Annotated in this window: 11 protein-coding genes; 2 read left to right on the forward strand and 9 right to left on the reverse strand. The window is 70.2% G+C overall.

All coding sequences use genetic code 11. The annotated features are described in order from the left end of the window. Nucleotides 1-437: 437 nt before the first annotated feature. Both ABGB08_RS13720 and ABGB08_RS13725 read left to right on the forward strand, forming a co-directional pair. Entirely contained in the window at nucleotides 438-1,811 is a 1,374-nt protein-coding gene (locus ABGB08_RS13720) for a family 2B encapsulin nanocompartment shell protein (RefSeq protein WP_347590051.1), read from the forward strand. After that, nucleotides 1,811-2,845: a family 2 encapsulin nanocompartment cargo protein polyprenyl transferase gene (locus ABGB08_RS13725; protein WP_347590054.1), complete on the forward strand. Its 1,035-nt coding sequence runs from the start codon at nucleotides 1,811-1,813 to the stop codon at nucleotides 2,843-2,845. Before ABGB08_RS13720 ends, ABGB08_RS13725 begins: the two co-directional genes overlap by 1 nt. A 153-nt stretch (nucleotides 2,846-2,998) precedes the next feature. On the opposite strand, the gene ABGB08_RS13730 is transcribed toward ABGB08_RS13725, so the two are convergent. The 9 genes from ABGB08_RS13730 to ABGB08_RS13770 all read right to left on the reverse strand — a co-directional run bounded on the left by ABGB08_RS13730 (nucleotide 2,999) and on the right by ABGB08_RS13770 (nucleotide 12,924). After that, nucleotides 2,999-3,643: an HNH endonuclease family protein gene (locus ABGB08_RS13730; protein WP_347590056.1), complete on the reverse strand. Its 645-nt coding sequence runs from the start codon at nucleotides 3,641-3,643 to the stop codon at nucleotides 2,999-3,001. A gap of 381 nt (nucleotides 3,644-4,024) precedes the next feature. Beyond that, nucleotides 4,025-5,056 (reverse strand): serine hydrolase domain-containing protein, encoded by a 1,032-nt coding sequence (locus tag ABGB08_RS13735; protein ID WP_347590058.1) that lies wholly within the window; start codon nucleotides 5,054-5,056, stop codon nucleotides 4,025-4,027. Nucleotides 5,057-5,370: 314 nt separating this feature from the next. Further along, nucleotides 5,371-6,270 (reverse strand): N-acetylmuramic acid 6-phosphate etherase, encoded by a 900-nt coding sequence (gene murQ, locus ABGB08_RS13740; protein WP_347590061.1) that lies wholly within the window; start codon nucleotides 6,268-6,270, stop codon nucleotides 5,371-5,373. Continuing rightward, a complete protein-coding gene (locus tag ABGB08_RS13745) occupies nucleotides 6,267-7,121 on the reverse strand; it encodes a GNAT family N-acetyltransferase (RefSeq protein WP_347590063.1) in 855 nt (284 codons plus the stop codon). Before ABGB08_RS13745 ends, murQ begins: the two co-directional genes overlap by 4 nt. Beyond that, nucleotides 7,118-8,116, reverse strand: coding sequence for an ABC transporter ATP-binding protein (locus ABGB08_RS13750; RefSeq protein WP_347590065.1), 999 nt, complete (start codon nucleotides 8,114-8,116; stop codon nucleotides 7,118-7,120). Before ABGB08_RS13750 ends, ABGB08_RS13745 begins: the two co-directional genes overlap by 4 nt. 55 nt (nucleotides 8,117-8,171) lie before the next feature. After that, nucleotides 8,172-9,239 (reverse strand): ABC transporter ATP-binding protein, encoded by a 1,068-nt coding sequence (locus tag ABGB08_RS13755; RefSeq protein WP_347590067.1) that lies wholly within the window; start codon nucleotides 9,237-9,239, stop codon nucleotides 8,172-8,174. Nucleotides 9,240-9,245: 6 nt separating this feature from the next. Next, nucleotides 9,246-10,142: an ABC transporter permease gene (locus ABGB08_RS13760; RefSeq protein ID WP_155361341.1), complete on the reverse strand. Its 897-nt coding sequence runs from the start codon at nucleotides 10,140-10,142 to the stop codon at nucleotides 9,246-9,248. Continuing rightward, nucleotides 10,139-11,143 (reverse strand): ABC transporter permease, encoded by a 1,005-nt coding sequence (locus ABGB08_RS13765; protein WP_347590069.1) that lies wholly within the window; start codon nucleotides 11,141-11,143, stop codon nucleotides 10,139-10,141. Before ABGB08_RS13765 ends, ABGB08_RS13760 begins: the two co-directional genes overlap by 4 nt. Then, nucleotides 11,140-12,924, reverse strand: a complete 1,785-nt coding sequence (locus tag ABGB08_RS13770; protein ID WP_347590071.1) for an ABC transporter substrate-binding protein — start codon at nucleotides 12,922-12,924, stop codon at nucleotides 11,140-11,142. Before ABGB08_RS13770 ends, ABGB08_RS13765 begins: the two co-directional genes overlap by 4 nt. Nucleotides 12,925-12,945: the final 21 nt, after the last annotated feature.

The raw sequence follows: 12,945 nt of genomic DNA on the forward strand, positions 1-12,945 counted from the left end.
CCTTGCGGAAACCTTACTGACTCTGTCAGCAAGCCTGGGAGCTATCAAACACTGGGCAATTACGACATGTCCAGCAAGTTTGTTTATTTTATTTAAAATGGCGTTTGCGCATTCGAATGAGAACTCGAATTTGACACCGGGAATGGGCTCGGACCATTATTGATCCCGACCGGGGGCCCAAAGTCGTCTAAAGGTTGAGTCAAATACCGTGCCCCGGTCATTTTTCGCCGATCGTCGGGAGGGTGGCCAGTGATGGTGGAGAAACAGCAGCTGAGACTGGGTACGGCTGCCGCACGCAAACCACCGAAGGCCACCGAATTCGACGTCAGCGAAACCATCGGCCGCTGAGAGCAGGACCTGGAGGGCGTTTCCTCCGGAATGGATGTCACCGGCCCGGCGCCATGGGCCACTCCGCTTCGCGACCTGAGGAGTGAATTGTGACCGTTCAGAACGATCAGCTGAGCCTGGGCACCGCCGCCGCGCGGAAGCTCGCCACGACCACCAAGACCGTGCCGCAGATGCAGGGCATCACATCGCGGTGGCTGCTGAAGGTCCTGCCGTGGGTGGAGGTGTCGGGCGGGGCCTATCGGGTCAACCGGCGGCTCACCTACACCGTCGGCGACGGGCGGGTCAGCTTCACCAACGTGGGGGCCTCGATCCGGGTCGTCCCGCAGGAGTTGTGCGAGCTGCCGCTGCTGCGCGGCTACGAGGACACGGACACGCTGGAGCGCCTGGCGGGCCGGTTCACCCAGCGTGACTTCGAGCCGGGTGACATCATCGTGGCCTCGGGCGATCCCGCCGACGAGGTGGTGCTGGTGGCGCACGGGAAGCTTGACCGGCTGGGGGTCGGCCCCTACGGGGACGAGGCGGTGCTGGGGAACCTGGCGGACGGGGACCATCTCGGGGACAGGTCCCTGCTCGGGCCCGGCACCTGGGAGTTCACGGTCAAGGCGACCACGGCGGGAACCGTGCTGACCCTGGCCCGGCGGGCGTTCGAGGAGCTGCTGGCCCAGTCCGACTCGCTGCGCGCCCAGGTGGACGGCTACCTGTCGGCGGCCGACCGGCCGCAGGACGGTCACGGCCAGGCCGCCATCGCGCTCGCGGCCGGGCACCACGGCGAGGCCGTCCTGCCGGGCACGTTCGTCGACTACGAGGTCTCCCCCCGGGAGTATGAGCTGAGCGTCGCCCAGACCGTGCTCCGCGTGCACACCCGGGTCGCCGACCTCTACAACGACCCGATGAACCAGACCCAGCAGCAGTTGCGCCTCACCATCGAGGCGCTGCGCGAGCGGCAGGAGCACGAGCTGATCAACAACCGCGAGTTCGGGCTGCTGCACAACGCCGACCTGAAGCAGCGCATCCACACCAGGACCGGGCCGCCCACGCCCGACGACCTCGACGAGCTGCTCAGCCGCAGGCGCAAGACGCAGTTCTTCCTCGCGCACCCGCACGCCATCGCCGCCTTCGGCCGCGAATGCACCAAGCGCGGGGTGTATCCGCCGGTGGTGGACGTGAACGGGAGCCATGTCCCGGCCTGGCGCGGCGTGCCGATCCTGAACTGCAACAAGATCCCGATCAGCGACTCCCAGACCACCTCGATCCTGGCGATGCGGACCGGCGAGGAGGACCAGGGCGTGGTCGGGTTGCGCCAGACGGGTTTGCCGGACGAGGTCGAGCCGGGGCTCAACGTGCGGTTCATGGGGATCAACGAGCAGGCGGTGATCTCCTATCTGGTCAGCGCGTACTACTCGGCGGCCGTGCTGATCCCGGACGCGCTGGGCGTGCTGGAGAACGTGGAGCTCGGGCACTGATGACCGCGGAGTCGATCGAGCGGCGCACGGCCGGTGCGGTGCTGGACTGGGGCCGGGCGCTGCTGCGCCCGGCCCTGGGCCCGGCGGTGGACCGGCTGCCGGCCCCGATGCGCCACATCACCGGGTATCACCTGGGCTGGTGGGACGCGCACGGCGTCCCGGCCGAGGCAGGCGGCGGCAAGGCGGTGCGGCCCACGCTGGTGCTACTGGCGGGCGAGGCGGCCGGTGGCGAGGCGGGCGAGGCGCTGCCCGCCGCGGTCGCGGTGGAGCTGGTGCACAACTTCTCCCTGCTCCACGACGACGTGATGGACGGGGACGCGACCCGGCGGCACCGGCCGACCGCCTGGAGCGCGTTCGGGGTGAGCCAGGCCATCCTGGCGGGTGACGCGGTGCTGACGCTGGCGTTCGACGTGCTGGCGTCCAGCGGTCACCCGCTCGCCCGGGAGGGCGTGTCGGCGCTCAGCGCGACGGTGCAGGAGCTGCTGAACGGGCAGAGTTCCGACGTCGAGTTCGAGAGCCGGGCGGAGGTGGAGCTGGCCGAGTGCCTGCGCATGGCGAGCGGCAAGACCGGCGCGCTGATCGCGTGCGCGTGCGCGCTGGGCGGCATTTTCGGCGGCGGCACGGCGGCGCAGGTCGAACATCTGCGGGCCTTCGGCGATCGCCTGGGCCTGGCGTTCCAGCTGGCCGACGATCTGCTCGGCATCTGGGGCGATCCGGTGATCACCGGCAAACCGGTCTACTCGGATCTGGCGAACCGGAAAAAGTCGCTCCCCGTGGTGGCCGCGCTCAGCTCCGGCACGGCCGCCGGGCGCGCGCTGGCCGCCCTCTACCGGCGCGAGGCCCTGCTCTCCGACGACGAGCTCACCCACGCCGCGAGTCTCATCGAGGAGGCCGGGGGCAGGGCCTGGAGCCAGTCCACGGCAGGCTCCCTCCTGGATGAGGCTCTCATTCACCTGAACGCCGCCGGTCTGGCTCCTCGCCCGGCCGCGGATCTGACCACATTGGCCGGCCTGATGACCCGTCGCATGGTCTAGTGGCCCGGCACGCAACCTTGACCCGGTAATTCGCGCCTCCGGGCCAGCAGCCCTCGAACGAATCCGGGTCAAGGTTCAGAGACACCCACTAGCGTCACCGGCATTGGGCGAGCATGTGGGATTTGTCCAGGCGGGTGACCGGGAGGTCGTATTTCAGGGCGACCTGGGCGAAGCGTACGACGTAGGCGCAACGGATCCGGCGGGAGGGAGCCAGGAGGCGGGGCCTGAGCCGCCTTTGGCTTCGTTGGCGGGGCCGTACACGGGGAGGAGGTTGAGGGGGTCGTTGGCGATGCGGAGGCGTTTGGCGCGGGACCAGCGGGACGCGCCCATGCGCCATTCGTAGGAGAGCGGGACGACGTGGTCGACCTGGATGCGGTCGGCGTCCGCTTTGCGCCAGTGGATCGTCCGTCCCGTGTACGGATCGTCCAGGGTCATCGCCTCCACCACGCAGGTGGAACCCTCGCGGAAACGAACGTCGTCGCCGTCCCGGGCGAGGAGATCGTTGCGGGTGTCGCAGCCGTTGCGCGCGTACGGCACGGCGGTCGCGGCGTCGGCCCAGTTCTCGCCGAACCGGTCGCGCCGGTAACCGGTCTTGGGCCCCATCCCGGCCACCCGCAGCGAGCGGATCAGGCCGAGCGCGGCGGAGCGGTCCCTCGCCGAGGTGATCGGCACCAGGCCGGGCTTGGTGCCGTCCGGGTTGTCCAAGGGGTTGGCGCGCTCCCGGGCCCCGGTCTGCCCGGCGAGCGACGCCACCACCACCCCGGCCGCGAGCACGGCGACCATGTTCCGCGTCCCCATGTCCGGATGATGACCGACAAGTCATCTATTGTCTCTGGCGGCGTTGCCCTTGATACCGCGGCATCCGGCTCACCAGGGGCACAACCAAGCGGATCGCGGAGGGACCCGGCGCGATCCTGCTCCAGAGCGATGGCGATGCCGGCCAAAGGCGGTCACGCCTAAAGGTGGTGGTCGCGACCTGAGGTGCTGGCGGCTAAAGGTGGCGACCGGCACCGTCTCATGGGGCGACTACGGGCCCGACGCCGGAACCGCCAGCCCCACCCGCGGGGCCGCTGGCCCGCCGAAGGCACGCAGCACGTTCCCGGTGGCGTCGGTCACCGGACCGCCCTTAGCGCCCAGGTGAATCTGCACGACGTAGGTGGCGACCAAAGGTGGTGGCGGCTAAAGGTGGTGGCGGAGGGCGATGGTGGCGGTGGCGGTTCTGAGATCGCGGATGCCGGGTCTGCCCCGTCTTGGGTGGATGTTGTTGGTGAGTAGCACGATCGTCAGGGCGTGGCCGGGGTCGATTACCAGGGATGTGCCTGTGAATCCGGAGTGGCCGTAGGCGTCGGAGAGCGGGCCCACTATCGCGGGGTCGCCGATGCGCACGCCGAGTCCCTGGCGGAAGTCCGCGCCCGTCACGTTCTGGTCGCGCGTCATCTCGGCGACCGTGTCCGGCGAGATGACGCCCGCGCCTCCGGTGCGGAGCATCTCGCCGAAGCGCAGCAGGTCCCCCGCCGTGGAGAACAGGCCCGCGTGCCCGGCGACGCCGCCGAGCGCGTGCGCGGTCTCGTCGTGCACCTGACCTCGAACGCACCCGCCGCGCCAGGGCTTGTACTCGGTCGCGGCGATTCTCGGCACGAGGCCGGGATCGGGCAGGTATGTCGTGTCGGCGAGCCCCAGCGGCCCGGTGACCCGGTCGCGAACGAGCGCGTCCAGCGGCGCCCCGCCCGCGATCTCGGCGACCCGCCCCAGCGTGATCATGCCGACGTCGGAGTAGACGTACTCCCCGGGCGGGCCCGAGGGCGTGGAAAGCATCAGGTCCCATCGCGGGTCCCCCGGCGGCGCCGCGCCGACATGCTGTACCGGCGGCAGGCCGGAGGTGTGCGTGAGCAGGTGCCTCACCGTGACCGCGGGCCGGTCGCCGTAGTAACCGGGCAGCCAGGTCGCGACCGGTTCGTCGAGCCCGAGGCGCTCGTCCTCGGCCAGGGACAGCACGGCCACCGTGGTGAACAGCTTGGTGATCGACGCGATGTCGAAGATGGTGTCGATCCGGGCGGCGGGCCGCTCGGCCGCGAGAGTCCCCGCCGCATCCGCGTACCTGACGACCTCCCCGGCCACCGCCGCGGCCACAGGAATCCCGTCCACCCCGATGATGGCCACCGCCGCCGAGGCTGCCTCCGGCACCGCCGCCCTGAGCAGGTCGTCAAGCATTCGGCCCCCGCCACATACGCTCACTTCAAGGAACACCCGTCATGCGCACTTCTAAGGAACACCCATCACGCACACTCCAAGGAAGCCCGTCACGCGCACCCCTCAGGAACACCCGCCACGCACACTCCAAGGAAGCCCGTCACGCGCACCCCTCAGAAACACCCGCCACGCACACTCCAAGGAAGCCCGTCACGCGCACCCCTCAGAAACACCCGCACGCACACTCCAAGGAAATCCGTCACGCGCGCTCCTCAGGGACACCCGCCACGCGCACTTCAAGGAACACCTCTCACGCGCACTTCGAGGAACACCCGTCACGAGTTCAAGGCGTTGTCCAGGCGCTCCCCTGAGGCGGCGAGGATGACACGAGCATGCTCTGCCGTCACCCGGCGTTCGATCATGATGACGGCGGTCTTCAACTCGAGGTCCGCGGCCTCCAGGATGGCTCGGGCGTCGTAGAGGCCAACACCGGTGATGTCGCTGACGATGCGGGCGGCGCGATCGGCTAGCTTCGTGTTGGTCGCGGCCATCTCGACCATGTGGTTCCCGTAGGTGCGCCCGCACTTGATCATCGTGATCGTGGAGATCATGTTGAGGACCAGCTTCTGGGCGGTGCCCGCCTTCAGGCGGGTGGACCCGGTGACCACCTCGGGCCCGACGACAACCTCGATGGCGTGGTGCGCAGCAGCCGAGAGCGGACCTCCGGTGTTACAGGACAGGCCAACCGTGAGCGCGCCGACGCGGCGAGCCTCGGTCACCGCGGCGACGACGAACGGGGCCCGGCCGCTGGCGGAGATGCCCACCACGGAGTCGAGCGAGCCAGCGCCCTCGGCCCGAATGGCGGCCGCGCCCGCGCCCGCGTCGTCCTCGGCTCCCTCGACGGACCGGACGAGCGCCTCCGCGCCACCGGCGATGATGCCGCACACCAGGTCAGGATCGGTGCCGAAGGTCGGCGGGCACTCGGAGGCGTCGAGCACGGCCAGCCGCCCCGACGTGCCCGCGCCGACGTACAGCAACCGCCCGCCGCGCGCCATCCGCGCGGCGATCGCGTCGATGGCGGCGGAGATCGCGGGGATGGCGAGGGCCACCGCGCCGGGCACGGTGGCGTCGGCCGCGTTCATGCGGCGGGCGATCTCCTCGGTGGGAAGCCTGTCGATCCGGCGGTGCCGCGGATCGCTCTGTTCGGTGACCAGCGCACCAAGCGACTGAGTCATGACTCCTCCTTGAAACGGCGGCGATAGAGCCAGAAGACCCGCTCGACCCGCGCGCCGACCGCCTTGGCGTAGAAGTGGATGGGGCCGACCCAGCCGATCTGCGCGCTGCGCAGCCCGGCGGCGGCCTGGTCGGCGAGGCAGCGCCGCAGGAGGACCCGGCCGACGCCGAGCCCGCGCGCCGCCTCGGCCGTGCCCATGGGGCCGAACCAGAGGGGCCGCGCGCCCCAGGAGGCGAACCCGAGGATCTCGCCCTCGCGCTCGGCGTAGTGGCAACCGGCCGCCTGCTCGGCCTCCCACGCCCAGGAGTCGTGCCATTGCTTCCGCACGAACTCGACCACCTCGGCGCGCTCCCCCGCCGGGGCCGCCCGCACGGTGATCCCCTCGTTCGCGAGGCGGGCGAGGTCGGCGTCGCAGGAGAGGTCTCCGCTGAGGTCCACGGTCATGTTCCAGGCGGCGTGGTACCGCTCGTAGCCGAGGCTCTCGGCGAGGCAGTGGGCGGGGGTGTAGCGCACGTCGATGCCGGGCCAGGCGTAGCAGGGCGGGTTGGCGGCGAAGCGCGCCTCCTCGGCCCCCTGCGCGCGCAGCCACTCCTCGGCCGCCCCGACCAGCGCGCGGCCCAGGCCGCGCCGCCGGGCGCCGGGATCGACGGCCAGCAAGTCCACATGACCGACATTTCCGGACATGGAGGTGAAGATCACGCCGTCGAGGTCCGGTGTGGCGAGTGCCGTCCACCGGCGTCCCGGCGGGGGCGCGGCCAGCCGGGCCACGAGTTCCGGCGCGGCGTCGTCCAGGGTGAGCGCGGCCCGGGCCAACTCGCCCGCGTCGAGAGGAGCAGGAAGGATGTCGATCACGCGCTGGCCTCCACGGGGATGACGGCGCGAGGCTGGGGGTGATAGCACGCGTGTCCGTGCACCGTACCTTCCAGAGAAGGCCGTTCACTCTCGCAGCGCTCGGTCCTGAATGGGCACCTGCGCGCGAACAGGCAGCCGGTGTCCGCGTGCCGCTCGTCGAGCGCCTCGGTGGGCACGACCCGCTCCGCCCCCGGCCGCTCGACCCCGCGCAGCACGGGGATCGCCGAGAGCAGCGCCTGCGTGTACGGATGCACGGGCTCGGAGATGACGGCCTCCGTGGGCCCGCGTTCCACAACCTGCCCGCGATAGATGACGTACAGCTCGCCATCGTCACCGATATACCTGGCCGTGGCAATGTCGTGAGTGATGAACAGCACGCTGACGTTCAGCCGCTCCCGCAGGTCCTTGAGCAGGGCGAGAATGCCAAGCCGCAGCGACACATCGATCATCGACACGGACTCGTCCGCGACGAGCACCTCCGGATCGACGGTGAGCGCCCGCGCGATGACGACGCGCTGCCGCATGCCGCCGGACAGCTGGTGCGGGTAGCGCGGCAGCACATACCCGGGGTCGATGCCCACCAGGGTCAGCAACTCGCGCGCCCGCTCCTCCGCCCACGCCTTCGACCGGCCCTTCTGCCGCGCGCGCAGGGCCAGCGGCGCGTGCAGGGTCTGATGGATCGTGCGGGTCGGGTTGAGCGCGGAGTACGGATCCTGGTGAATGAGCTGCACCCTGCGGAAGTACGCCTGCCGCTGCCGGTGCCGCAACCCCGACATCGGCGTGCCATCGATGACGATCTCGCCGGAGTCATAGGTCTCCAGCCCGGCGACGATCCGCCCCAGCGTGGTCTTCCCGCAGCCGGACTCGCCGATGAACGTGACGGCCCCGCCCTTCTCGATGGCGAAGTCCACCCCCCGCAGCGCCTGGACGTCACGCCCGCCGAGCAGGTTGCCGCGCTGCCTGTACGTCTTGGTGACGCCGGTCCCCGTGATCACACATACTCCTTCCGTGTTTATGGCCGCGCCTCCGGCACGGCGGGCTTGGCCGCCTTCAGCCTGTGCCTTCCCTCGTCACTCCGGCCGCTTCGCGACCTGCGTTCCTCAGTCCAGACACAGGCGCGACCAAGCCGGCAAGGTTGACCGGCCGGCCGACCGCGTGGCAGGCGACGGTGCGCTCGCCGTAGGTGGCGGGGGCCGGGTCCACGGTGTCGCAGACGGCCATGCGCAGCGGGCAGCGCTCCCGGAACACGCACCCCTCGGCCGGGATGGTCCCCAGCGTGGGCGGCCGCCCCGGCAGCGCCGTGGCCTCGCCGATGTCGCCGGACAGGCGCGGGATCGCGCGGATCAGGCCCCGCGTGTACGGATGCCTGGGCGAGCCGAGGACCTCCATGGTGGGACCGTGCTCGACGACGCGCCCGCCGTACATGACGGCGAGGCTGTCGGTGACCTCGGCCGCGACGCCGATGTCGTGCGTCACGATGAGCGTGGTGAGCCCGCGCTCGCGGTGCACCTCCTTGACGATCCGCAGGATGGTCGCCTGGGTGATCATGTCGAGGGCGGTGGTGGGCTCGTCGAGCACGACCAGGTGGGCGTTGAGCACGAGCGCGAGCATGATCCCGACACGCTGCCGCATGCCGCCGGACAGCTCGTGCTGGTAGGAGTCGAGCACGCGCCCGCCGTCCAGCCCCATCCGGCCGAGCAGCGCCCTGGCCTCGCGCAGCAGGGCCGGGAGGTCGGCCACGTCGTGCGAGCGGCCGAGGTCCAGGAGCTGCTTGCCGACCGTCTTCAACGGGTTGAGGGAGTTCTGCGCGGCCTGGAAGACGTAGCCCACCTGGCGGCCACGGGCGCGCCGGAGATCGTCTCCGGTCAGCCGCACGACATCCCCGAGGCCGTCGATCTCGACGCTCCCGCCGGAGATCCTGCCGGGCGGCTGGACCGCGTTGAGCAGGGACAGCGCGAGGGTGGACTTGCCCGAGCCGGATTCGCCGACGATCCCGGTGATGGTGCCGGGCGCGAGCGTGAGCCCGACGCCCGCGAGAGCGGGCAGCTCACCCATAGGCGTCCGGTAAACGACGGTAAGGTCCTGAACGCGCACGCCCGGCGCGAAAGATTCGGTCATCTGCCCCTACTCCTCACGCAGCCGTGGGTTGAAGATCTCGTCCATCGCGTCGACGACCAGCACGATGCCCAGCGTCAGCAGCAGGATCGCCAGCAGCGGCGCCAGCAGGTACGGCAACGCCGCCGCGCTGGTCAGCGCCCCGCCGCCGAAGACCGCGAGGTTCAGCATCACGCCCCAGTTGTTGGCGTCGAACGGCAGCACACCCAGGAAGAACAACCCCACCTGCGCATAAATCGCCCCAGTGACGGCGATGAGCATGTTCATCGCGATATATGGCGCCATGCTGGGCAGCAGCTCACGCCCGACGATGTGCCGGGTGGACAAGCCCAGGCCCCTCGCCGCCTCGATGAACCCGCGCTCGCGCAGGGACAGCGTCTGGGACCGCACCGCGCGGGCGATGCCGCCCCAGCCGAGCACCCCGAGGACCACGCCCATCTCCAGCGGGCTGGTGAACTTCCACACGGTGGACAGCACCAGCAGCAGCGGCAGCCCGGGGATGGTGAGCTGCAGGTCGGTGAGGCGCATGAGGACGGTGTCCCAGCGCCCCCGGTGGAACCCGGCGAGCAGCCCGATCCCGGTGCCGAGCGCGACCGTGATGACGGCCGTGGCGAGGCCGGCCAGCAGGACGTACCTGGTGCCGGTGACGACCAGGGCGAGCACGTCGGTGCCCTCGAAGTCGGTGCCGAAGGGGTGGGCCCAGCTCGGCGCGGCGTAGAGCGCGTTGTCGTCGCGGGGCAGCGGGCTCGGGTAGAGCAGCGGCCCGAACAGGCCCATGAACGCGAACAGCGCGACGATGGCGACGCCCGCCATCCGGCTGGGTTTGCGCCGCATGACCCGCAGCACGCCGCGCCAGAAGTTGCGCCGCGGCGTGGCGGGCGCGGGCAGCAGCTGGGTGACGGTCATGCCGCGCCTCCCGTCCGGACCCGGGGGTCGATCACGGCGTACAGCAGGTCGGCCGCGATGTTGGCGACGACGATCGCCACGGTGATCACCAGGAAGGTCCCGCCCATCAGCGCGTAGTCGCGCGCGCCGATGCTGTTGACAAGCAGCAGGCCGAGCCCGGGGTAGTTGAAGATCGTCTCGATGAAGATGGCGCCGCCGAAGAGCATGCCGAGCGACAGCGCCAGGATCGTGAACAGCGGCAGGATCGCGTTGCGGGCGATGTATCGGAACAGCACGCCGCGTTTCAGGCCGCGCAGCTCGGCGGCGAGGATGAAGTCGTCGCCGAGCACGGTGGCCACGCTCGACTTCATCGCCAGGATCCAGCCGCCGTAGCTCGCCAGCGCGTACGTCAGGACCGGCAGTGTGGCGTGCTGGACCAGCGAGACGATATAGGCCGCGTTGAAGCCGGGCTCGTACGCGATGTCCACCGGCCCGCCCGCGGGCAGGATCGGCCACAGCGTCGTGAAGATGGCCGTGACCAGCAGCCCGATGACGTACTGCGGCACGCCGTGCAGCAGCGAGCCGGAGATGGCGAGCGCGTCGCCGAGCTTGCCGGAGCGTTTGATCGCCGCGTAGACGCCCAGCGTCACCCCGAGCAGGAAGCTCAGCAGGGTGCCGCCGAGCACGGGCAGGACGGTCCACTTGGCCGCCGACCCGATGAGCGTGGCCACGCCGGTGCCCGGGGTGCTGAGCGACTGGCCCAGGTCGCCGTGGATCAGGCCGTTCAGGTAGCCGGTGTACTGGTCCCACAGGCTGCCGGTCGGCAGGAAGCCGTACAGCGCGGCCGTGGCCCGTTCGGCCTGGTCGGGGCCCATGCCCTGCTCGATGAGCTTCTCGTACTGGCCCCTGACGGGGTCGCCGGGGATGTTGCGGATGATCACGAAGCTGATCGTGGTGACCACCCAGATCATGGCGATCCCGCGGGCCAGGTGGCCCGTGAGACGCCGTATGACGGTGTTCATGAGCCTGCCTTCTCCTTGATCATGCCGAGCTGCATCCACACGCCCGCCGGGAGCCGCAGCACGTCGCTGTCGGCGGGCGGCCAGCCGGTGTAGCGGGAGGTGCTGACGAACTGGGTGTTGACGTAGTCGTAGAGCTGGATGACGGGCAGCTGCTGGTTGGTCAGCTTGGCCAGCGTGCCGACGATCCGCCGCTGCTCGTCCGGGTTCGCCGCGTTGAGCCGGCTGGTGAGCGCGCCCGGGTTGATCCCGTCGATGGTCTCGGGCCCGCCCATCCAGTTGCCCTGCGTGCCCGGCGGCACGTGCGTGAGCTGCCCCGCGAGGAGCTGCCATCCGTTGGCCGACCCGTAGATCCGCTGGTAGATGTTGTACGGCGACGGGCCGAGCGCCATCAGCCAGAACCCGACGTCGTACTTCCCGGCCGCCAGCTCGTCCAGATACAGCGTGTAGTCCGCCGCCGTGAGCACGGTCGCGTCGATGCCGTGGTCGTTGAGCTGGCTGGTGATGGCCTTGGCGGCGGAGACCCAGTCGGAGAACGACGCCGGGACGTGGATCTCCACCTTCCAGGGCGTGCCGTCCGGCATCGCCCACTTGCCGCCCTTCCTGGTCATCCCGGCGGCTTCCAGTTCCTCGGCCGCCTTGGCCGGGTCGACCTGGTACTGGTCCAGCTGGCCGATCCCGTCCCCCAGCCAGGCCTGGGCCGACTTCGCGTGGATGCCGGTGGTCGTCTTGGCGGGGGTGCCCGCCTCGGGCGAGGCCACCTTGGTGACCTGGCTTCGGTCGATCAGGTACGCCAGGGCTCTGCGCACGTGCACGTTGTCGTACGGCTTGCGCGTCTGCCCGAAGGCCAGCGACACCGCGACCGGCGAGAAGCCCTTGACCACCTCGTTGCCCTCGGTCTCGCGGATGCGCTTCAGCACCCCGGTCGGCACCGCCGTGAAGGGCGCGCTGTCGAGCGAGCCGGAGATCAGGTAGTTCCAGATCTGCTGGTTGCCCGTGTAGTTGAGCACCTTGACCCGGTCGGGGGCGATGTTCTGGTTCGCGTAGAAGTGCTTGTTCCGCACCAGCAGCGCCTCGCCCGGGTTGACCCGCTCCAGCGTGAACGGGCCCGCCGAGACGTCCTTGGCGGGGGCGAAGGAGATGACCTTCTCCGCCAGACCGGTGATCTGCCCCTTGGCCTTCTCAGCGGCGGGGCCGGTCCCCCTGGCCGCCTTCAGCGTGGTCCAGAAGTCGGCGGGCAGCAGGTGGCCGAAGACGTGCGCGGGCACGACGACGGTCGACAGCACGTTGCGGAGGAACAGGTTGCTCTTACTGGCGCCCTGCGTGACCTTGACGGTCCGCGCGTCCACCACCCGCACATCGGCCGCCGAGCCGGCCGCCTTCGGGTCCACCGCGTACGCCGTGCCGCCCTGGGTGTAGGCGAGGCCGATGGAGGTGCGCACGTCCTCGCTGGTCACCGGCTTGCCGTCGGACCATCTGGCCTTCGGCTGCAGGTGGATGACGACCTCGCCCTGATCGGGTGTCACGGTCCAGCTCGCGGCGATGCCCGGGTAGAACCTGTTGGGGTCGACCGGGTCGTTCTTGGGCCACGCCAGCGTCATCGCGTCGTAGCCCAGGAACGTGTTCCCCTGGGGGTTGAACGGGTTGATCGGCGCGGTGGCGTCGATCTGCTTGGCGCCGTCGATCGTGGTGTAGACGCCCGAGTCGGCGGACCCCCCCACGCCGCCACACGCGGTGGCGGTGGCGATCAGCGCGGTGACCGTGATCGCCGCGAGTCGTCTCATGAACTGCTCCTGGATGCCGAT

The sequence above is a fragment of the Acrocarpospora sp. B8E8 genome, from assembly GCF_039871605.1.
Classification (GTDB): domain Bacteria; phylum Actinomycetota; class Actinomycetes; order Streptosporangiales; family Streptosporangiaceae; genus Acrocarpospora; species Acrocarpospora macrocephala.